This is a genomic window from Arthrobacter sp. HMSC08H08, assembly GCF_001807575.1.
In the GTDB taxonomy this organism is placed as follows: domain Bacteria; phylum Actinomycetota; class Actinomycetes; order Actinomycetales; family Micrococcaceae; genus Pseudoglutamicibacter; species Pseudoglutamicibacter albus.
Genome location: NZ_KV789393.1, coordinates 13,801 through 33,668 on the forward strand (window position 1 = coordinate 13,801; position 19,868 = coordinate 33,668).

Below are 19,868 nucleotides of genomic sequence, written 5' to 3' on the forward strand. Positions count from 1 at the left end.
GGTCAAATGCGTCGGCGCGGCGCCTAGGGCTGCAGGCTCGCCACCAGCTCGCGCACCCGAGCCTGAATCTCGTCGCGGATCACGCGCACGGTGGCAAGGTCCTGCCCAGCCGGATCGGCCAGCTGCCAATCCTCATAGCGCGTGCCGGGAAAAACGGACACGCATCGCCGCAGCCCATCGTGATGACGACGTCGGAGGATTGCACGTCCTCAGCCACCAGCACCCTCGGGCGCGCCGCGGCCAGATCGATCCCGACCTCCGCCATCGCCTCTCGTACCACGGGGTTGATCGAATCAGCGGGGGCGGAGCCCGCGGAGCGGACCTCAATGCGTCCGCCGGACAGCGTCTTGGCAAAAGCCGCCGCCATCTGGGAGCGGCCTGCATTGTGAACGCACACAAACATGATCGTGGGTCGGGTCATAGCTCCATTGAACCGCAGGCGTGGGCAATGGCCAAGGCAGGGTTTAGCCTGGAAGGGTGAGCCTATGGCGCGACAAGCAGCAAGCCCGTGCGGCCGAGGTGCCGCCCTGGCTACTCGCCGTCCTTGCCATGCTTTCGGTCCAACTCTCGGAAGCCTTCGCCGTTGGCTTGATCAACGACGTCGGGCCGCGCGGGGCTGCCTGGCTGCGCGTGGCCGCCGGCGCCGTCCTCATCCTGGCAATCGCGCGCCCGCGCCTGCGCGGTATGACCTGGCGTGACGCCGGTCTCGTCACCGCCCTCGGCGTCACCACCGGCTCGCTAACTTTCTTCTTTTTGCCGCAATCCAGCGCATCTAACTCGGCACCGCCGTGGCTCTGGAATTCCTCGGCCCACTCGTCCTTGCCGCGCTCACAAGCACCTCGCGGCGCGCCCTTTCCTATCCCGCCCTCGCCATGATCGGCGTCGTCTTACTGACCCGGCCCTGGATCGGTAACGTCGACGTCGTCGGCATCCTGTTCGCCCTCGGCTCCGGGCTCGGGTGGGCGCTGTATATCGTCTTAACCCAACGCGTCGGTGATCGGTTTTCCGGCATCAGCGCCCTCGCCTACACCATCCCGATCGTCGCCATCGCCTACGCGCCCATCGGGCTACCCGAGGCGCTGCCGTACCTGTCCCTGCCGGTCATCGCCACGGCGCCCGGGCTCGCACTCCTGATGCCGGTCATCCCTCTCGCCTTCGAAATCGTCGCGCTGCGTGCCATGGCCCCGGCCGCCTTCGGCACCCTCATGTGCTGGAGCCCGCGATCAGCGTGCTTATCGGCGCGCTCGTCCTCGCCCAAGTACCGCTGCCAATCCAGGTCCTTGGCATCGTGCTCGTCGTCGCCGCCGGAATCGGCTCGGAGCGCTTCGCCGCCCGCGATGTGTCGCCCACGCCCATCACGTGGCCGGAGAGCGACGAAGCCTAGGTCAGCAGGGCCCGCACCTTCGCGTCGGTCGCCTTACCCGAGATGACCGTGCCCTTTTCAAACAGCTCGATCACCCGCGGATTGATATAGGAATCGCGCGCGATCGCCGGCGTATTGTGTAGCCACTCGGCCGTCGTCTTGATCGCCGCCGTCACGGCCCCGGGAGAGGTATCGCCCGCCTTGGCCGCGCGCGACAGGGCCTGCGCCGCGACGGCAGCGAACAGACAATCGCGACCAGTTCCTAGTGGTCCTAGGACTCTCCTCTCGTCACCCGGGCAGTTAGACACGTTGAATAAAGTCATGAGCTTTCCGGCAACCGTTCTGCGCGTTCTCGTCGCCTCCCCATCCGACGTACCCGATGCCCGAGATGCAGTCGAGGGCGCTCTGCACTCATGGAATCGACTCCACGCGACGACTCGGAATGTAGTCTTACTGCCGTGGCGGTGGGAGACCAATTCTGTACCGCTGCTCGGAGGTCACTCTCAGGAGATCATCAACACCCAGGGAGTCGACGGAGCCGACATCGTGGTCGCGCTCTTCGACAGCCGACTCGGCTCACCAACACCAGATGCAGTGTCGGGAACAGTTGAAGAGATTGAGCGAGCAGTAAACAGCGGGAAACCGGTACACCTGTTTTTCTCAAGAGCCCCACTGCCTCATGACGTCGATACTGCGCAACTCGAGGGTCTCCGAAATTTCAAGAATGAAATCAAGGAGCGGGGACTGCTCGGAGAATTCGATGACATCCGCCAACTGGAGAACCAAGTCTGGGCTGCCGTCGAGCATGACCTAGTCAAAATCGATCTCTCCGTGGTCGGGGTGCGCCATGAGCCGCTCGGCGTCCGCTTCCGCGTCGAGTCAAAGAGCGAGCGACACGAAAAGGAAATTGACAAGCGCGGCAAGATCAAATAGGAAACGAAACACTGGTTTGAGGTTACCAATACTGGTGATCTCGCTGCTGAAGCGGTGACCTTCGAAGGCCAAGCCGCATCGGGCCTTATGAGACTCCTTGTGGATGATCAGCCAATCACGCTGGAACCTGGGGTCATCTGGAAAGTGCCAGTCTCGTATTCGATGGGCACCGCAGGCACAAAGCTAACCGTTCACTGGGTCGAAGATAATGAAAAACAGTCGAAGACTTTCGACGTCCAATGAAGCGCGAGGTTACGTCGGTGAACCAGTCAGGCAGCTAAATCGTAGTTCGCGCGCGTTTGTATCCGTTGTGACATGAAAGTTTCATACACACGCTGCACACTGTCCTTACCAATCACCGTCAAGCGCGCCAACAGTTCACTGACTTCCTGCGGCGTATAGTACTCACCACCCGACTTACCGGCCTGCGAGGCATACATCTGCATCAGGAATTCATAGGCGTCACCGAACATGTCGATGCCCTCATCGTGCTGCTCGCCCATATCCAGCTCACCGATCGCGTTAAGCAGCTTGCGCAGCTTCTCGTTACGGCGTTCCACCGTGTTACCCAAGCGGGTCGAGTTCACATCAAGATCATCGAACAGGCCCTTGAGGTCGTCCTCACTCGCATGACCCACCGACGAACCCTCGATACTTTGGAAGACCTTCTCCAGGGTCTCGTTCAGATTCTCATCCTGCGCCGCCCGCTTGCGCACATTCACGAACAGCTGCGAGGGAAGGATGAAGAAACCCTTCTCATCCACCATCATTTGGCGGATCGGCTCAGCCTGCTCATCCGTCAGGTCCGCATAGCTGAACCCCTCACCCTCATTCTTTTCGATGAAGGTCGCGAGGTTCTCCGAAATGAAGCGGTAAAACAACATCCCGAGCACATAGCTCTTAAAATCCCAACCGTCCACCGCACCACGGAGCTCGTTCGCAACCTCCCAAATAGTTCTGTGCAAACGGTCCCGCTGAACCTCACGCGACAAAGAACCCACAACAACCCCTCACAACCCAGGCACGCGAATGGAAGCCAAAAGAAAGCTTTCTGACAGGATATGCCAGCGTGTGACGGCGGGCTCGGTGGGCGCGCGGTGGTGGGACGCGAGGGTGAGGTGGGCGATGGCGGGGATACGAAGCGGTGGCTTGCAACCATGCCTCGCGCGCCAGACCCCACGCGTAGGGTGGTTGGCGTGAGTACATCTAAGAATGTCCTTGTCATTGGCGGCCACGGACGAGTTGCCCTGCGCACCCTGCCGTTGCTGACCAAAGCCGGCCACAACGTCGAGGCCCTCATCCGGAAGCCCGAATATGAGGCGGACATCGTAGCCCTCGGCGCACGGCCTCGCATCGCCGAGATGCTCGACTTCGACGACGCCGCGTGGGATGAGCTGCTACGCGACAAAGACGTCGTCATCTGGGCCGCGGGCAACGGCGGCCGCAACGGTGTCGACCAGACTTACGCGATCGACCGCGACGCCGCGATCGCATCGATCGATGCGGCCACCCGCGCCGCTAGCAAGCCGCGCTACCTGATGGTGAGCTTCGCGACCTCGTTCGTGCACCCCATCGATGAGGAAGACCCCTTCCACCATTACGTGCTGGCCAAGCGTGCCACCGACGAGCACCTGCAAGGCACCAGCCTGGACTACGCGATCGTTGGCCCGGGGCTCCTTACCGATGAGGATGCGCCCGCCGGTATGCAGCGTTTCGATCCCAACAGCGGTGTACCGGAGAACACGGAGACCAGCCGGGAACTCGTCGCACAGGTGTTGGCACACCTGGCTGACGCAGATCAGCTCCCGGAGGACCGGTTCATTGCGTTCATGGACGGGACAGACCCAGTAGCGAGCCTGTGAGTTAGTTTCTGCTGAGCCAGTTCCGGTTCACAACAGCTCTGGTTCGCAACAGCGGTGCCGAGCAGCCGATCACATAGGTGACGGCGCTCGGCACCGTTGTTGTTTAAGGATCTTGATAATCCTTGGCTAGGCCGGAGCGACATCCAAGGATAAGCGTTATCCTTGGGTAGAACACGGATCTGCCAAAGGATAAGCATTATCCTTGAGAGGAACGTCGATTCTTGGAAGGCTAGTGCTTATGTCGTGGACAGCTAGGGAATGGACTCCCTCTGACAATGCACGGCGCCCACGCGACCGTTGGCACGGAACCTACTGGGCGTATCAGCCGTTCTCACTCACCACACCGGAGTGGCGCATCGACCCGGCAATAGCAGCCGAAGCCGGTCGTATAGAACGTCGCATCCGAAACCTGAAGTTTCACGACGCCGCAGGCAAACTCGAAGCCGTGTCCCGCCACCTTCTGCGTAGCGAAGCAGTCTCAAGCTCGTACATAGAGGGCTTGCGTTCTAACCCGAAGAACATCGTGTTTGAAGAGCTCAAACAACTAGAACGCGGGACGAAGGGCGCCCCCGACGCGGGGCATCCATCGGTAGCGGCAGAAGTCGCCGCTAACATCGCGGCTCTCACCAGCGCCGTTGAACGCCTCGGGACAGCCGAAAACGTCACGTGGGCAGACATTGAAGCGCTACAGACAGAACTGCTACCCCACTTGGGCGTCTCAGGCATTCGTGACAGACAAAACTGGGTTGGCGGGAGCGAGTTCCACCCGGGCCAAGCCGAGTTCATTCCGCCCAGCGAAGACGCGCTAGTTCCCGCGGTTGAGGACCTGGTGGAGTTCATGAACGGCGCCGCCGTGGGGTCCCTGATCCAGGCCGGGCTGGTTCATGCGCAGTTCGAAACTCTGCACCCTTTCGCTGACGGTAATGGGCGCATCGGTCGTGCGCTCATCCACACCGCGCTTGTCCGTGGCGGTCTCACAGAAGGGTCCGTGCTGCCGATCAGCCAGGTTCTCCTGACGCGTTCGGATGAGTATGTTGCTGGGCTCATGGCGTTCCGTGGCATCCCGAACGGCACCGAACTCGCATCGGACGCTGAACCGGTCCGCGAGCTCAGCATCAGCGAAGGCATCAACGCGTGGCTCCGAACGTTCATCGCTGCCGCCAATGACGCTGTGGATCTTGCTTCTGATCTCAGGGATGAGCTCGACGAGTTTGAACGCGACGCCCACGCCATGATCACCGACTACGCTGAGCGGACCGGCATGCGTATTCCGCGTAGCGACTCAACCGTATGGAAGATCCTCGATGCCTTGCCGAAGTTGCCTGCTTTGACTGTCGATGTGGCAGCTCAGCTAACCGGAACCAGCGGCACCTCAGCACACAACGCCCTTGAATACCTTGCTGAGGCCGGTGTCCTAGACCAACGCAGTGTTGGCAAGGGCAAACGCGGTTTCGTCTGCAACGACATTTTCGAGTTACTAGCTTCCGGCTAGTCGGCGGTCGGTTTCGGCATCGCCCGGCGCAGCCGCTGACCCATAGCCTCGCGCAGGGTCTCGCGCGTCTCGGCGCTGAGTGCCTCGTCCCCGGTTCGCGTGCCAGCATCTGGCTCATCGGCACCGCTAGACCCCACGTCCTCGGCTCCCGCTGTCTGCTTATTCCAAGGAGCTCCAGCCAAGAGGGTTATGCCGCGGTCGACCGCCTCGTCAGACAACTGTGTGGAACCGGCCAGCGTCAACAAAGCGGCCCCATTGTCTAGCGCCATGAACAATCCGCCGAGCTCCTGAGCACTCAGCCCCTCCGCCTCGAGCCCAAGGTCCTCAGCCGCTTGCGCATAAAACCCCACCGCCCGGTCAATCCGCACGGCACACTGCGCAGCCAGCTCCGGGTCCCGCGCCGCATACGCCACGAACTCCAGGGTGGCCAGGCCCATCCCGCGCACCGCTTGCTGTTTCTCATCCGGCGTCATCCCGGCGGCATCCTCGCTCGCCTCAGCGCCCTCCCTGAACGCCGTCAGCGGCGGCTCTTCACCCACCGGATCCGTCAGCGAGGCGTCGATGTTCGCATCCAGTACGGCCAGGAATAACTGAGCCTTGTTGGCGAAGTTGGAATACACCGCGCCCTTGGAGAACCCCGCCTCTTTCGCGATTCGATCCAGCCGCGCCCCGTGGTAGCCCTCGCGGGCGAACGCGGCGCGCGCTGTAAACACCAGGCGCTCGCGGGTCATGCGCTGCATGTCCTGGCGGGAGAGAGGAGCGGGCAGGTCCGTCATAAAACCCATGATATCCGGCCGGATCGCCGCGCCAGAGCCCAACGGAGTCGCCGTCCCCTACCCGCCGCAAGCTAGCTTTACCCACCATTGACATACCGTCGGTATCTGAAATACCTTGGGTATGTCAGTTTCCTTGGGCGCCCGGGAGAGAACAATGATCCTAGACATCCACCAGCTCACCCGACGGTTCGGCAACGTCACCGCCAACGATTCCGTCTCCCTACAAGTCAGAGCCGGTCAGCTATCCGGCCTCCTCGGCCACAACGGGGCAGGCAAAACCACGCTCGTATCCCAGATCGTCGGACTGCTCCGCCCAGACTCCGGCTCCCTACATGTGGCCGGCATAGAGGCCATTCGCCGCCCCGCGCTGGCCCGCCGTGCGGTGGCCTTGCAAACCCAGTCCACCGCTTCTCTCGACGGCCTCACCCCGCGCCTGGCCATCACCTTGGCCGCCCGGCTACGCGGCTTGTCCGCCCGGGACTCCCGAGCCGCTTCCGCACGCCTACTCGAGGAGCTAGACCTCGGCCCTTGGGCTGACCGCGCCGCCCGCCCCGAAGGTGGCGGCCTCTCCGGTGGCGTGCGCCGACTCACCACCCTGGCCATGGCCCTGGCCGCTCCAGTGCCTCTACTGGTGCTGGATGAACCCACGAATGACGTGGATGCGGCACGCCGCCGCCTGCTCTGGTCCGCGCTACGGCGCCGCGCCGACGACGACGGAACCGCCGTCTTGGTGGTCACCCACAACGTCAACGAGGCCGAGTCCGTGGTGGATGAACTCACCGTCTTGGACCGCGGACGCGTTGTGGCCTCCGGAAGCCCCGCCCAGCTGCGGGCCCGGGCACTCGGCGAAAAAGCTGAGATAGATGCGGAGGGTGCCGGCGGTTACGACGACACACTACGGCTCACCCTCCGCCTGCCCGGCGAACCTGAACCCGCCCCCACAGACGCGGCCGCTGAGCCCCGCCAGGAGGAGCGCCGCAGGGAGGAACCCCACCGAGAGGCACTGGGGCTGCACCTTCCGGAACAGCTCGAGGTGCGGGGCAGCGTCGTCGTCGGCCGCCGCGTAATACTCACCCTGCCCGCGAGCCGGGCAGGCGAGGCCGTCGCCTGGTCTACCGGTCAACGTGCCGCCGGGGTCATCGAGGACTACACCCTTGGCCCGGCCAGCCTCGAGGACGCCTACCTCGCACTCACCGCACCGAAGGAGGAGACCCTTGCCTGAATCCACCGCCACCGCAACGCCCCGCGCCACCAACGCCACTTCCACATCCCAAACCATCAACGCCGCGCCCCGGTCGGCGGGGGCGCTGACCGCCTACCTCACCCTCCTGCGATGGCAACTGGCCCAGCTGGGGCCGATGGTCCCGCTGATCGCCGTAATCCAGGTGCTGCTGGCGGGCGGCATCGTCGTCGGCTTCGGGTTCCTGCTCAACGAGGGTGACACGGCCTCCATCACTTTCCTGTCCACCGGCACTCCGACCGTGCTGTTGCTCACCCTGGGGCTGGTGATCGTGCCGCAAGGCGTGGCCGCCGCCCGCGCCAACGGAACCCTGACGTATCTGCGTGCCCAGCCGGTACCGCGGCCGGTGCTGTTCTTAGCCGACCTCACCCTCTGGGTGCTTATGGCCCTGCCCAGCGTGGTGGTCGCCGCACTAGCTGCCTGGTGGCGGTTCGATGTGAAGTTCTCTTTGGACTGGCCGCTCCTGATTACCGGAGTGCTCCTGGTGACCGTGATGGCCACCGCTGTGGGTTACGCGATCGCTGTGACCCTGCCGGCGATGCTGGCGCAGGTCGTCAGCCAGGTGATGGTGTTTTTCGTGCTCATGTTCTCCCCGGTGAGCTTCCCGGTGGAACGGCTGCCCGGCTGGTACGCCCGAGTGCACGAGCTACTGCCAGTCATGCCTGCCGGGGACGTGATCCGCGCCGGACTGGTCTCCGACACCTACTCCGTCGAGGGACAGGCTCTGCTGGTGCTAGCGGCCTGGACCGTGGCGGGCATCGGGCTGACACTACTCGCCCTGACGCGCAGGAAGTAACGGGGCGATGCGCAGGAAGTGACGGGGCGGGCGATGATGCTGGCTGCGATCAGCTCTTGACGGGTAGCTCCGTTTGCCCCCTGTGACCTGCTACTACAACTCAGCACACGCGTCACCGTGGCCTGTTCTCCAGCTCGCGAATAATCCATTTGTCCAGAGAAAAGTCGTATTCCAGGACCATGGTGGAACGGAACGTGCTCGGGCTCGCCACCACTTGCGGTTTGCCATTCTCAACGAGGGTGACCTCGTTCTCAAAGAAATCGAACGTCGCGACAACCTGGCCCGGCCGGTCGGGGTGCGGCTTTACCTGTAACGTCCTTTCCTTATATTCGATGCCCTTACCGACATACCAGCTGCCCTTCGAATAGGTCAGATAGTTCGCACTGCTGGCATACACCCAGCATCCCGCGCAACTTGTCGGCGCCACTTGAGTTAGCGGCCTCGCGTTACCGGTCTGCCTGATGTACTCCTGAGAAGCCATGAAGTACCTCACGACCTCCTTGACCCCGGCTTTATCGTTTCTAATATTCGGGTCCAATTGCGGGATAGGCACATTCCGCGCGGGATGCTGAACCGTAGCTTTTTCATAAGGGCCCGACGGCGGGGTCGGCTCCGAAAGGTCAGGTTTCAGGCCGCCAGCACCTGGCTGATTCTGTTGCACGGAAGGGCTCGGCGCAGGCGACTGCTGCTGCCCCTGCTGCTGTTGCGGAATCGGCTGCTGGCCAGGGTTCTGCTGTTGTTGCGCATCGTTCTGGCCTTGGTTTTGATCCTGACCCTGATCCTGGGAGCAACTGGCCAAGCCAACGCTTATGAGCAGGGCGGTGAGAGTAGCTGTGGTGCGACGCATACGGAGCCTTTCAAACTCAAAAAACGATGGAGGCAAGCCCATGTTGGCTTTATTTCACCACAGCCGCACGAATAAGCGCTAGACCCTTACGGGCGGAGCCCACGCAAGTAGACGTCGATGAGCCACTCATGCAGATCTGGGATGTGCCCCTCCACGAAGTCTGGTAGTGGTCGGGTTGCCGCAGCGATCCCAACCAGGAATCGCATCGCGTCAATGTCCCCTATCAACCCGGCTTCACGCGCCCGCCTAAGGATAGGTTCGAGGCGAGCCAGCCGGTCCGCGCGAACCTCCGAGACCCTCTCTGATTCAACAAATTCCTGATTGTTTTCACCCAGTTACATCAAGAAGGCGCTCACTTGCGTGCACCCTATGCGGCCGCCTTCAAAGGGATGGCAACCCAGCTGGAAGCCGAAGGGCAAGAAGTCACTGTCAACGACGTCGCACCCATGACCGCCGAGGACCCTCAAGGCGTGGGGCTGAACTCAGCGTTGCTGCCGCTCATCTTTGGTGGCATGGCTTCGGCAGTCCTGCTCGCTATCCAGCTCACCTCTGCCGGTCAGCGGACCCTGGGCTCAGTCGGTGTGGATCGCGGCTGGGCTCATCATGGTGGCCATCGGAGCACGCCGCAACAGTCCGGTTGAGGCCGCATCGTAGGGCCCTGGCCGGGTACAGCTCACTTCTGTAAGGTGACATCATGACCTACCAGCCCGCCCATCAACGCAACTTCCTAGCGAGCACGCGCCTTGCCCACCGCTAAGACCGACTTGACCCTCACGTAACGTCAGGCATCAGAATTACGTTCATGAACAGCCATGAAGATCATTACTCCGTCGGGGAGGTTGCCCGGCAGTTCAAAATAACGGTGCGTACGTTGCATCATTGGGAAGACCTCGGTCTTGTCCGCCCTTCCGAGCGCACCTGCTCAAACTACAGGCTCTATACGCGCGCTGACCTGGATACAATCCAGCAGATCATGATCTATCGGGCCACCGGCATGAAGCTTGCAACCATCAAGGACGTACTTGCGGCGGGCACAGAACACATCGCACATCTGCGGAGGCAACGAGAAATTCTCACGTCTCAAATCCAGCAGACTCAAGAAATGCTCAGCGTGATCGACAAGCTGATAGCCAAGGAAACAGCCACGAAGAAACCAACGTTGAGCGAAGTCGGCGAAATCCTTGGCGAAACTCGCTTTGTTGAATACCGTTCACAAGCTGAAGACGCTTACGGCGATACAGACGATTGGAGCATAAGCCAACAACGGACCGCAGAGTGGAGTCACGCTGATTGGGCCGCATGTAACGATAGGTTCAACAGCGTTGAAGAACAGTGCGCCGAAGCCGTGCGCAATAACGTTTCAGCCTCCAGCGATGAGGCAGCAAGGCTAGTTCAAAAGCACCGCGAAGCACTTGGTGAGTTTTTCCCTGTCACGCCGGCCAAGCATTATTTGATCTCACGTAGCTACATCACCGTCAAGAGTTTCACTAACCACTACGACGCCAGGCAACCCGGCCTTGCCCGATGGCTTGCCGATGCGATTGAAGCTGTGGCAGTAGCCAGCGGAGTGAATATCAACAATCCTGAGTGGGTATAAATCCCCAGAACATAAGGTTCAACATGAATAGCACACACATCACGGTGGTCGAAAGTGGCGTCGAAATGAGCGCTCTACTGGATTGCCCACGGGAGCAACGAAACGATGCTCTCCGCCGGTTGTGGCAACCTGTAGCAGGCATGTACTCTTTCGGCCCTAGCGAGCCTGACCTCGTAGCAGTTCACGCTCAAAACTTCGGCTTCAGCCCAGAGGCCCCACAACAGCGAATGCTCGATGCGCTAGATAGCTTGGAAAAGGCCGATGCGTGGGGCCGCATCAAGCAAGCACTGATTCAAGGTGCAACAGATTTAGCTACCGCAATCCCCGGCCTTGAGATACCGGACATCACCGTGTTGTTGCTGTTGGGAGACCCGACCAACCAGCACTTTATGGAGGAATTGCAAGGGCTTTCGGCCTTCGGCGGTATCAGCGGCTACATCGCAATTACCATCTGGCCCACTGAAGTGATCCTCAACCGGCTTGAAGCTATTGCGTTACACGAGTTACACCACAACCTCCGCTATTCACCCGGCGGGATTGTATGGAATCCGATGACCGTGACTGTTGGCGAGCACGTCGTGGCTGAAGGTCTGGCCGACCTTTTCGCTGTCCGCTACTGCGGCCTGCGAGGCTACACCCACTTTGTTTCTGAAGAGACACGAGAAAGCGATGACGTGCTTCACCGCGTCTCCATAGGTCTCAACACCACGGGCATGCAGCACTTTGCGGGCTGGGTGCTTGGCGACGCGAGTGCCAGACTCTTCGGGTCATCGCCCGTCGGTCTGCCGACCGGCGCCGGTTACGCCGCTGGAACGCGCATCGTACAGGAATACCTCGATGCGACCGGCCGTACTGCAACGGAATGCCTTAGAACTCCTGCCGAGGAGATTCTGAACGTCGCCCTGCCTCGACTGGGGCTCAACACCAGGCCCTGACGCCCACCACCTTCCCCGGCTCGCCGCTCAGCACCCCGACCCGTCCGCGTAGTGACCGAGGCGCCGCTGGCATACGGCGAGAAGCAGACCATCACCGTCAAGACCGAGCTGCATGAGGCTCAGGACGGCGATGTTGTGGTCAACAAGGCTGTGGGCCGTGCTGAGAATACGAAGATGCGAATGCGCACCTCCGCCCAGTTCACCGTCACCGACACCCGCGAACCGGAGCCAAGCGACGAACCGACGCCGACGCGGAGTGACGAGCCGACGCCGGAACCAAACGAGGAGCCTGCGCCTTCGCCAACTCCGGAGCAACCGGAAGCCCGTGAGCGCGGCTTGGCTCCGACCGGCGCGGAGGTCGCGGGGCTCATCGGGTTTGCGACCGCGGTGTTGATGGGCGGCCTGCTTCTGATGAGGCGCGCTCGCCAGCACTAAACCACTGCCGAGCGGGCCGCGTTGGCGGGACACCCCTGCCAACGCGGCTACCTCTTGCTGATGAGGATCGCCGCGTTGTGCCCGCCGAACCCGAAGGAATTCGATAGAACCATCGTGTTGTTCTCCGGCGGCAGGCGGCGCGGTTCGCGCACGATGCTGAGCTCCGGGAACGCTGGATCGTCGAGGTTGATGGTCGGAGGGATAATCCCCTCCCGCAGCGAACACACACTGATCACGGCTTCGAGGACACCGGCGGCACCGAGCAGGTGGCCGGTCGAAGACTTGGTGGCGGTGATCGGGAGCTGGGGTGCGGTGGTGCTTGCCGGGCTCGTTTCGACACCGCCGCCGAACACTGCGGTGAGTGCCGCGGCTTCCGCGGCGTCTCCGGCCACTGTCCCGGTTCCATGCGCGTTCACGTGGCCGAGCGGGCCGCCATCGGGAGCGCCCGTGGCAAACTGTTCCGGCGTGAGGCCGGCGTCAGCGAGGGCCGCGCGCATCGCGGACGCGGCACCGCGACCATCGGGCAGGGGCGTCGTCGCATGGTGAGCGTCCGAGGACGCACCGTAGCCCGCGAGTTCCGCGAGTACATTCGCACCGCGGTTGCGCGCAACGGCTTCCCGTTCCAGAACCATCGCTGCGGCTCCGGCGGAGACCACGAACCCGGTCCGGCTGCGATCGAAGGGCCGCGATGCTTGCGCCGGGCGGGCCTCGTAGCCTGCGGCGAGCGCCCGAACGTTCGCGTTGGAGGACACGTTGATCGGGTTCACGCAGTCCTCAACACCGACCACGATCGCTGCATCGGCGTATCCGTGGCGTAGCGCGCGCATCGCCTCCCCGAGCGCAACAGCACCGGAAGCGCACGTAGCCGACACCGCGCGGGCCGGCCCCGTGACCCCGTACCGCTGACTGATGAGCGCGGCGGGAGCGTCGGGAGCGCCGTGCATCGTGAGGGTCAACGGGACACCGCGTTGTCCCTTATGTTCGAACCCGACCGCCCCTTGATGATGCGGGCGCAACGGCCCCGACCCCGTACCCACCACGACCATGACCCGCGCCGGATCCCACGGCAACGCTGCACCGGGTGCGACGCCTGTTGCTTCGGCTACAGCGGCAGTTGTTGCGGCGGGGCCACCACTGGCTTGGGCGAGGGCTTGGTCGGCGGCGGCGATGGCCCACACGTGCATGTCGTCGAGACGGCGAGCGAGCGGGCGCGGTACGTAGTCTTCGGGATTGAAACCGCGGACCTGACCGCCGATGCGCACCCCAAGTTCGCGGGCGTGCTGGGTTTCGAATTCGTCGCCTTCCAGGACGCGGATGCCGCTGCGACCGTTGGCGACGGCGTCCCACATTTCGGGGACGGCCAGCCCGCTCGGGGTGATGGCGCCGAGGCCGGTGATCGTGACCCGTTGGTGCGTCACAAGCGCTGCACCCCCTCGCTGCTTGTTCGGGCTGTCGCGCCGGAGCGGAGCAGTTCGGCGAGTTCAGCGGTCTTGACCTTGCCGCCCACGGTTCGCGGTATCCGCGACACCACGTAGTACTGCGCCGGCACAAACTGCGGCGCCAACCGGGCACGGCCCCACTCACGCAGCGCGGCCTTGGTCAGGCGGGGGTTGACGCGGGCGCCACCGCCCCCGGGGCCCTCGGTGCTCTGACCTGGATCTTCCACAGCGAGCGCGAGCACCGTCCCTAGCGTCGCATCCGGCAGCCCGACGGCAACCGCATCGAACGCCTGTCCATCCACAGTAAGGTCGGCATAGGCGCGAGTCACTTCCGGCAGTGCGACTTTGTGTCCGCCAGTGTTGATGATGTCGCCAGCACGGCCCACCACCTGGACCTGCTGCCGACCGTCCACGATGCGGACGCGGCCTTGGTCGCCGACGCTCGTCCAGCCTTGCTCATCCAGCAGGCCGCTGACAGAACCGTCAGCATTATCACTGCCAGCACCGCCGCCATCCGTAGGGCCGCCGCCGACCACGTACCCGTCGGAGCATGATGCGGCCCGCACCCAAATCGTGCTCAGTTCGCCATCGGGCATGGGCTCCCCGTCCTCGTCGCGGATCTGTACCTCCACCCCGTTATAGACCTCGTGCCAGCCGGGGTGGTCGGGGATTCCTTGGCCGATGAACCCGATTTCCGCGGCCCCGTAGTAGCTGATGAGTTCGGTGTGAGGGAGCACGGCGGCGAGCTCGTTGCGGAGGTTTTCGGGGAGGTCGGCGCCGCCCACGACGATGAGGTCCAGGTCTGCAAACTGTTCAGGCGTGCGGGTGGCTTGGGTGATGATGCCGCGCAGCATCGCGGGAACGGTCACGATGCGGGTGATGTTTTCGCGCGCGACTCGCTCCCCCAGGCCGGCCAACGTGAGAGTGTCAGTGTTGCTTGCGAGGTGGATGGTGCCGCCGGTTGCGAGTGTTTCGACCGCGGCGTAGAGGGTGAGCGAGTACGCGAACGGCCCCGGAGCGAACGTGACCACGCCAGGCCCCAGCCCGAGGTGCCGCTTGGAGACGGCGAGGTTCGCCCGGTATTGCCCGCGGGTTTTCAGGAATGCTTTCGGCGCGGCGGTGGTCCCGGAGGAGAACAGCATCAGGAACGGCTCAGAATCGGGGCGGTCCGCCGCACCATCAGGGCGGGAGGTGTCGGGACGGTTCGCCGCAACTTCGGCAACGCTGCCAGCGCCATGCCCCGCGCCATCCATTTCAGCGCCAACCGCGTGTTCGAGGTTGCGGAACTCCGTTAGCGTGCAGATGACCCCGCCCCAGTCCTCGCCGCACTCCTCACCCAGGGCTTCCCGGAGGGTTGCGGCGGATTCGGAGTCGTCCACGATCACCACGCCGATGCCCGCCGCGCGCACGATGTTGCGTTGATGCTCGGCCGGCCACCGAGGGTCGATCGACGCGAAAATATGCTCGGAACCGGCAAGCGCCGCCATGATCCGTGCCGCTTCAAACGCCGATGCGGTGCACACCGCGGTCACCGGCCGTGCCGCTAGCTCAGCCTTCTCCGCCAACCCAGTCCGCCCCGTCGTCGGCTGTGTTTCCAACCGCACTTTGCGGTGCAGCCAGTTGGCGGCGGCGATGATGCGGGGGCTTTCGTGCGCGAGGTCGCGGTAAGTGAGGGAACGGTTGCTGCTGGTGATGGCGAGCCGTTCGGGGTGCGCGGCTGCGGTGTCGTGGATGGATCGACTGATGGGCACGGCGGGTCCTTATGCGTGTGCTTCGGCGCGGTCTTCTTCAGCTCGGTGCAGCGTGCTTTCGAGATGTTGCATCTGCCCAGCGGGTTACGCGAGGGTCAGCTCGACGTGATCGGTGGCGCTCCACGCGCCTAGATGCTCGGCGAAGGGTGCAACAAACTCATGCAGGTCCATGCTCTGAATCTACCCGGAGGGATAGCGGCGGGCCATGAAGCTGTATTGGTCCGCCTCTACCACCTACCGAGCCGCGCGAGCGATATCGAATAAGCTCGCAGGCATCGGGCGTTCAAGTTCCCAAATGATCTGCATCGGCTTCTCCCCTGAATGCTTCACATAGCGGGCGTTACCGAGGCACGTGTACGGCTCCGTTCCCATCTCACCGTTCTTCGCCTTACGCACAAACAGCACCACGTTGGAGCCTTCCGATTCGTGGTTGATGTACCGCTGCCCGGTAGGCGATGCTTCCCGAGTGAGGCTTTGCGATTCCCAGTGGAACAGCGTGTCCGTCAACGCGTAGTCGTGATACATCGTGGTCGGTGAATAGTCGGCCTCCGATTTCTTCAGCGTCACCAGCAACACATCCGTCTGCAGTTCCGGAATCCACTTCACGCCTTCGCGGATACTGCCGGGCTTCTCCAAGTTCAGCGAGCCCACGCCCAGGCCCGCGAGCAGCTCCTCACGCGTATATGTCGCGTGGCTTCGGATGGGTTGGGTCTCAAGACCGCCGGATAGTGGCCGCGGGACGGCCCTCGAAACCACTTCCCGGAACTGCATGATTTGTTCCAGCTCTTCCCGCACAAATCGAGCGTTCAGAAGCTCCGCCATCCCGGCGGCTAGCCCCTTCTCATGGCCAGACGGCCAGAACGAGTAATACAGCATCAACGCCAGCGGATCCTGCAGCAACTCAGGCGTGACCTTGCCGCTGTTCAATACTCGCAGATATCCCTCAAAACGGACCGGGTCGTCCACGTGCACAAACTTGTTGGCTCGCTGCAGCAGCTTGCTTTCGGCTTCGCTCGGACGGAACGAGCTCCGCCCATTCGCCCACGCCTCGTATTGAACCCAAGCGTTCGGGCCTTTATCGCCGAGATATGTTCGGGTCGCGCCCGGTTTATATACCGACGGCAGGTCACGATCAGACCGCTCCAAATAGTCCTTGAGGTGCAACCCGGCCGTAACCTCAGCCGCCGTGCTCATCTGGCGCACATCCGCCAGGAAGTCCTTGGTGCTCATCGTCACCTGGCTCCGAAGGTTAGCCACAACTTCCTTCTGTGTGACCTCATCGAGCACAATCTGGCATCCCGCCGGCAGCACCGGGAAATTATGTTCCGCAGAACGCTGCAACTGCTTCCGGTCCTGACCGGTGAGTGCGTGCAGTTTGATGTCGAAACGGAAATTCTTGTGCTGGTGCCCCACGAAATCCAGCACCGTCAGGACGCTCTTATTTTGCCCTCGGCGTAGACCGCGCCCCAGCTGCTGGATGAAGATGGTCGCCGACTGGGTAGGCCGCATCATCAGGACCGTGTCAATAGCTGGCAGGTCGAAGCCCTCGTTGAAGACATCGACCGCCATGAGGCAGTTGAGTTCGCCTGCGGCAAGCTGTTTGATCGCTTGGTCGCGGTCCTCGCGTGAGGTCTTGCCCGTGACAACGCCGGATGCGATGTCGGCCTGGTTGAAAACCTCGGCCATGTAGGTGGCGTGGTCAACGGAGACGCAGAAACCGAGGGCTTTCATGTTGCCGGTGTCGGTCACGATCTCGCGGGTGGCTTGGATGATTTTCTTAGCACGCTGATCATTGCCGGTATAGAGACGGTCCAGGTCCGCAACCCGATACCCGCCGGCGCTGAACTGGGCACCGGACAAGTCCACACCATCGGCGATGCCGAAGTAGTGGAAAGGAACCAGAAGGTCGTTGTCCAAAGCCGTCCAGAGCCGGAGTTCGCTCGCGATCCGACCGTCAAAGTATTCGGCCACGATGTTCTGGCCGTCCATCCGCTCAGGGGTTGCGGTCAGCCCCAAGAACTCTTTACACCCATCGAAATGCTTGATGACGCGTTCGTACGTAGCGCCGGCACTGTGGTGGAACTCGTCAATGATCACCACATCGAAGTGATCACGGTCCAGCTTGGTGTAGACCGTTTCCTGAGACAGCGTCTGGATGGACGCGAACACATGGTCCCACTTGGTAGGCCGGTAGTTCCCGCCCAACAACTCACCGAAAGAGCCGTCACCCAGCACGTCTCGGAAGGTTCGCAGGGATTGCTCCAGGATTTCACGACGATGCGCCACGAACAGCAGCCGCGGGCGTGGGCCCTTGGTGTTTTCACATAGACGGCGGTAGTCCAAAGCGGCGATCACGGTCTTGCCGGTGCCGGTTGCCGCAACCACAAGGTTGCGGTGACGGTTGAGGACTTCGCGTTCGTGTTGGAGATCGTCCAGGATGATCGCCTGATGCGGGTACGGGCGAACATCCAAGTTCGTGGCCAAAAGCGAGTCCGGAACCTTGTCCGCGGCGCCGTTGTTGAGTGCTTGCTGGAGCCGTTCCCCATCCTTTTCAGGAATGTAGGGTTCGAAGATCGGTGACTGCCAATAGCTTTCGAACGTAGCCTCGAACTTTTCAACCAGCGCCGGGGTCTGGATGTTGGAGACCCGAACGTTCCATTCCAGCCCGTCCACCATCGCGGCCTTGCTGAGGTTGGAGCTGCCGATGTAGCCGGTGTGGAAGCCGGTGTCGCGGCGGAAGACCCACGCTTTGGCGTGAAGGCGGGTGGTTTGGGTGTCGTAGCTGATGCAGACTTCGGCGCCGCACTCATTCACTAGATAGTCCAGGGCGCGTTTCTCGGTTGCACCCATATAGGTGGTGGTGAGGAAACGGACGGGGACTCCGCGCCGGTTGAGTTCTTGGAGTTCCTGAGCGATCAGACGGATGCCGGACCAGCGAACGAAGGACATCACCACATCGACGGCGTCGGCGCTGAGCATTTCGGTTTTGAGCTCAGGGCCTAGGCGGGGGTCGCCTTGCGCATTGGTCAGTAGGGCGACTTCGGAGATGGGGATCGACGGTGACTGCGGTGCCGCGTGCGGTGGCTTAGCGGTGCTCAACAGTTGCTGGGGTTCCGGCCCTTCGATGTGTTCTCCGTGGTTCACCGAATTCATGGTTGTCAGAAGTTGGTTCACGAATTCGATGCGTTCTTCTTCGCCACTGATTTGCTGGAGTTCCTGCTCCAGGCGTTCTGCAACGAAACGGGCTGCGACGTGCGGGAAATCGGCCTTGTCAACCTTGGCAATCTGGGTTTCAAGCGCGGTCGCATCCAGTGCGAGCCGCAGGTCCCTGGTGACCAGGTTTTCACGCAGGCCTACCAAAAGAGGGTCCACGAACTCACTACTCATCGGTGCTACCTCATTCTTCATGCCACCGCTACTGCACGGCGGCTTCCCACTGCGCGTACGTCATTCCGTCACTGGTTTTCCACGCCGTCCGGCCGTTGCTACTACGGCCGAGGCATATCGCGGCCGCCGTGGAGGGCGAGTTGAACACGATGTCGCGGGTAGCAACACACACATCGTCCTCTACCCGTAGCGAACCGTCCGCGATCAGCTTTTGGTGTTGCTGCGCCAACGCCTCATAGCTGCGGCGGGTGTGCTCCGAACGTGCCGCACTGGTGTCCCATTGCTTGATCAGGCGCGAACCTTCCAGCACGAACAGTTCGCCATCCACCGGCCGCATCCGCGCATCCACACCACGGCTGGTGTGCACCAGAGAAAACACCGGCGACTCGTCCTTCACCCCACGCTGAACGGAAGGCGCCGCGCTCTCTTCCCCGCTAGCAGAGCGCAAGATGTTGACGCCCAGCATCGGCAGAATCAGCTTCACTTTGCGGATGAATTCGTTGACGGATGCCTCTTGCGATTCGGACAGCTTACGGGAGCGCGGGTTGTTCTTGTTCTCGTCCAAGCTGGACCGGCCGGCCTTCCGCGCCTCCTGCAGCAGCTTGGCTTCCATATATCCCCAGTGCCCTTCGTTGAAGGAATGGTGCAGGCTCAGGATGATGATGGCCCGCTGCCACTTAGGTTTATTCGCCTGATGGTTGCGCAGCCGCTCCGCGAAGTTCTCTGACCTGCCGATGTAGCACCACGTGTTGTTGATGGACTCGGCGTCCTCGCCCAAGAGGATATAGACGCCGTTCGACTGCGCCTCCTCGCGCGCCAGCAACGCACCCAACGACTTCCGCGGCGCGGCGATGATCTTGCCGGTCCACCCGGAAATTTCCGCGGCAATCAGGCCGCCCGGGGTCCCATCGGCAAGAAACAACTCAATCGACGTCGGTGTGGCCATATCGTTCAGCCTCCTGAAACACACACCGCGGCCAGCCCGCGGTGACCTCACCTAACCTACGTCACCGCC

General features: G+C 62.4%; 19 protein-coding genes and 2 pseudogenes. 12 read left to right on the forward strand and 9 right to left on the reverse strand.

What is annotated here, in order from left to right; translation table 11 throughout:
• Positions 1 to 23: 23 nt before the first annotated feature.
• Positions 24 to 421: pseudogene (locus HMPREF3175_RS05560) on the reverse strand (arsenate reductase ArsC).
• Positions 422 to 477: 56 nt separating this feature from the next.
• On the opposite strand from HMPREF3175_RS05560, the gene HMPREF3175_RS10495 reads away from it, so the two are divergent.
• Together HMPREF3175_RS10495 and HMPREF3175_RS10500 are read left to right on the forward strand one after the other, a co-directional pair.
• Positions 478 to 876, forward strand: a complete 399-nt coding sequence (locus tag HMPREF3175_RS10495; protein WP_232751614.1) for a DMT family transporter — start codon at positions 478 to 480, stop codon at positions 874 to 876.
• A 331-nt stretch (positions 877 to 1,207) separates the two neighbouring features.
• Positions 1,208 to 1,384, forward strand: a complete 177-nt coding sequence (locus HMPREF3175_RS10500; protein WP_256276290.1) for a hypothetical protein — start codon at positions 1,208 to 1,210, stop codon at positions 1,382 to 1,384.
• Here the strand turns inward: HMPREF3175_RS10500 and HMPREF3175_RS05570 are convergent.
• A complete protein-coding gene (locus HMPREF3175_RS05570; RefSeq protein ID WP_049157405.1) occupies positions 1,381 to 1,686 on the reverse strand; it encodes a hypothetical protein in 306 nt (101 codons plus the stop codon). The genes HMPREF3175_RS10500 and HMPREF3175_RS05570 overlap by 4 nt on opposite strands.
• Between HMPREF3175_RS05570 and HMPREF3175_RS05575 the strand changes: the two genes are divergently transcribed.
• Both HMPREF3175_RS05575 and HMPREF3175_RS10390 read left to right on the forward strand, forming a co-directional pair.
• Entirely contained in the window at positions 1,685 to 2,296 is a 612-nt protein-coding gene (locus HMPREF3175_RS05575; RefSeq protein WP_218078887.1) for a nucleoside 2-deoxyribosyltransferase, read from the forward strand. The two genes, HMPREF3175_RS05570 and HMPREF3175_RS05575, sit on opposite strands and share 2 nt — an antisense overlap.
• A 99-nt stretch (positions 2,297 to 2,395) precedes the next feature.
• Positions 2,396 to 2,539 carry a hypothetical protein gene (locus HMPREF3175_RS10390; RefSeq protein ID WP_218078888.1) on the forward strand — a complete coding sequence of 48 codons (144 nt, stop codon included), beginning with the start codon at positions 2,396 to 2,398 and terminating at the stop codon, positions 2,537 to 2,539.
• A gap of 80 nt (positions 2,540 to 2,619) precedes the next feature.
• Here HMPREF3175_RS10390 and HMPREF3175_RS05580 read toward each other — a convergent pair.
• A pseudogene (locus HMPREF3175_RS05580) lies at positions 2,620 to 3,297 on the reverse strand (type I restriction-modification system subunit M); the annotation flags it as partial.
• 195 nt (positions 3,298 to 3,492) lie between these two features.
• Between HMPREF3175_RS05580 and HMPREF3175_RS05585 the strand changes: the two are divergent.
• The gene (locus tag HMPREF3175_RS05585; RefSeq protein ID WP_176745135.1) at positions 3,493 to 4,158 is read left to right on the forward strand and encodes an NAD(P)H-binding protein; all 666 of its coding nucleotides are present in this window, start codon (positions 3,493 to 3,495) and stop codon (positions 4,156 to 4,158) included.
• A 238-nt stretch (positions 4,159 to 4,396) separates the two neighbouring features.
• Positions 4,397 to 5,650: a Fic family protein gene (locus HMPREF3175_RS05590; RefSeq protein WP_070491118.1), complete on the forward strand. Its 1,254-nt coding sequence runs from the start codon at positions 4,397 to 4,399 to the stop codon at positions 5,648 to 5,650.
• Here HMPREF3175_RS05590 and HMPREF3175_RS05595 read toward each other — a convergent pair.
• Positions 5,647 to 6,426, reverse strand: coding sequence for a TetR/AcrR family transcriptional regulator (locus HMPREF3175_RS05595; protein ID WP_176745136.1), 780 nt, complete (start codon positions 6,424 to 6,426; stop codon positions 5,647 to 5,649). The two genes, HMPREF3175_RS05590 and HMPREF3175_RS05595, sit on opposite strands and share 4 nt — an antisense overlap.
• Before the next feature lie 154 nt (positions 6,427 to 6,580).
• Between HMPREF3175_RS05595 and HMPREF3175_RS05600 the strand changes: the two genes are divergently transcribed.
• The gene (locus tag HMPREF3175_RS05600) at positions 6,581 to 7,648 is read left to right on the forward strand and encodes an ABC transporter ATP-binding protein (RefSeq protein ID WP_070491122.1); all 1,068 of its coding nucleotides are present in this window, start codon (positions 6,581 to 6,583) and stop codon (positions 7,646 to 7,648) included.
• Positions 7,641 to 8,462 carry an ABC transporter permease gene (locus tag HMPREF3175_RS05605; protein WP_218078889.1) on the forward strand — a complete coding sequence of 274 codons (822 nt, stop codon included), beginning with the start codon at positions 7,641 to 7,643 and terminating at the stop codon, positions 8,460 to 8,462. Before HMPREF3175_RS05600 ends, HMPREF3175_RS05605 begins: the two co-directional genes overlap by 8 nt.
• A gap of 112 nt (positions 8,463 to 8,574) precedes the next feature.
• Here HMPREF3175_RS05605 and HMPREF3175_RS05610 read toward each other — a convergent pair whose 3' ends face one another.
• Entirely contained in the window at positions 8,575 to 9,309 is a 735-nt protein-coding gene (locus tag HMPREF3175_RS05610) for a DUF6318 family protein (protein ID WP_070491124.1), read from the reverse strand.
• 356 nt (positions 9,310 to 9,665) lie between these two features.
• Between HMPREF3175_RS05610 and HMPREF3175_RS05615 the strand changes: the two genes are divergently transcribed.
• The 4 genes from HMPREF3175_RS05615 (at position 9,666) to HMPREF3175_RS05630 (ending at position 12,276) form a co-directional block, all read left to right on the forward strand.
• Positions 9,666 to 9,950 carry a hypothetical protein gene (locus HMPREF3175_RS05615; protein WP_070491126.1) on the forward strand — a complete coding sequence of 95 codons (285 nt, stop codon included), beginning with the start codon at positions 9,666 to 9,668 and terminating at the stop codon, positions 9,948 to 9,950.
• Between the two features lie 161 nt (positions 9,951 to 10,111).
• Complete coding sequence (locus HMPREF3175_RS05620; protein WP_070491128.1) at positions 10,112 to 10,906, forward strand: MerR family transcriptional regulator; 795 nt, start codon at positions 10,112 to 10,114, stop codon at positions 10,904 to 10,906.
• Between the two features lie 23 nt (positions 10,907 to 10,929).
• The gene (locus HMPREF3175_RS05625) at positions 10,930 to 11,841 is read left to right on the forward strand and encodes a DUF2268 domain-containing putative Zn-dependent protease (RefSeq protein ID WP_070491129.1); all 912 of its coding nucleotides are present in this window, start codon (positions 10,930 to 10,932) and stop codon (positions 11,839 to 11,841) included.
• Between the two features lie 51 nt (positions 11,842 to 11,892).
• Complete coding sequence (locus HMPREF3175_RS05630) at positions 11,893 to 12,276, forward strand: hypothetical protein (RefSeq protein WP_070491131.1); 384 nt, start codon at positions 11,893 to 11,895, stop codon at positions 12,274 to 12,276.
• 47 nt (positions 12,277 to 12,323) lie between these two features.
• On the opposite strand, the gene HMPREF3175_RS05635 is transcribed toward HMPREF3175_RS05630, so the two are convergent.
• From HMPREF3175_RS05635 to HMPREF3175_RS05650, 4 genes are all read right to left on the reverse strand, one after another.
• The gene (locus HMPREF3175_RS05635) at positions 12,324 to 13,694 is read right to left on the reverse strand and encodes a beta-ketoacyl-[acyl-carrier-protein] synthase family protein (RefSeq protein ID WP_070491133.1); all 1,371 of its coding nucleotides are present in this window, start codon (positions 13,692 to 13,694) and stop codon (positions 12,324 to 12,326) included.
• On the reverse strand, positions 13,691 to 15,466 hold the full coding sequence (locus tag HMPREF3175_RS05640) for a class I adenylate-forming enzyme family protein (RefSeq protein WP_070491135.1): 1,776 nt from the start codon (positions 15,464 to 15,466) through the stop codon (positions 13,691 to 13,693). The genes HMPREF3175_RS05635 and HMPREF3175_RS05640 overlap by 4 nt, the downstream gene beginning before the upstream one ends.
• A gap of 234 nt (positions 15,467 to 15,700) precedes the next feature.
• Positions 15,701 to 18,853, reverse strand: coding sequence for a DEAD/DEAH box helicase (locus HMPREF3175_RS05645; RefSeq protein ID WP_083289432.1), 3,153 nt, complete (start codon positions 18,851 to 18,853; stop codon positions 15,701 to 15,703).
• A gap of 28 nt (positions 18,854 to 18,881) precedes the next feature.
• Positions 18,882 to 19,799, reverse strand: coding sequence for a GIY-YIG nuclease family protein (locus HMPREF3175_RS05650; protein WP_070491138.1), 918 nt, complete (start codon positions 19,797 to 19,799; stop codon positions 18,882 to 18,884).
• Positions 19,800 to 19,868 lie beyond the last annotated feature (69 nt).

What these genes read in the sequence shown, in the direction of transcription:
- HMPREF3175_RS05610 (WP_070491124.1), bottom strand. Translation starts at nt 9,309, where the DNA reads ATGCGTCGCACCACAGCTACTCTCACCGCCCTGCTCATAAGCGTTGGC.
- HMPREF3175_RS05620 (WP_070491128.1), top strand. Translation starts at nt 10,112, where the DNA reads ATGAACAGCCATGAAGATCATTACTCCGTCGGGGAGGTTGCCCGGCAG.
- HMPREF3175_RS05625 (WP_070491129.1), top strand. Translation starts at nt 10,930, where the DNA reads ATGAATAGCACACACATCACGGTGGTCGAAAGTGGCGTCGAAATGAGC.
- HMPREF3175_RS05600 (WP_070491122.1), top strand. Translation starts at nt 6,581, where the DNA reads ATGATCCTAGACATCCACCAGCTCACCCGACGGTTCGGCAACGTCACC.
- HMPREF3175_RS05650 (WP_070491138.1), bottom strand. Translation starts at nt 19,799, where the DNA reads ATGGCCACACCGACGTCGATTGAGTTGTTTCTTGCCGATGGGACCCCG.
- HMPREF3175_RS05645 (WP_083289432.1), bottom strand. Translation starts at nt 18,853, where the DNA reads ATGAGTAGTGAGTTCGTGGACCCTCTTTTGGTAGGCCTGCGTGAAAAC.
- HMPREF3175_RS05575 (WP_218078887.1), top strand. Translation starts at nt 1,685, where the DNA reads ATGAGCTTTCCGGCAACCGTTCTGCGCGTTCTCGTCGCCTCCCCATCC.
- HMPREF3175_RS05595 (WP_176745136.1), bottom strand. Translation starts at nt 6,426, where the DNA reads ATGACGGACCTGCCCGCTCCTCTCTCCCGCCAGGACATGCAGCGCATG.
- HMPREF3175_RS05570 (WP_049157405.1), bottom strand. Translation starts at nt 1,686, where the DNA reads ATGACTTTATTCAACGTGTCTAACTGCCCGGGTGACGAGAGGAGAGTC.
- HMPREF3175_RS05590 (WP_070491118.1), top strand. Translation starts at nt 4,397, where the DNA reads ATGTCGTGGACAGCTAGGGAATGGACTCCCTCTGACAATGCACGGCGC.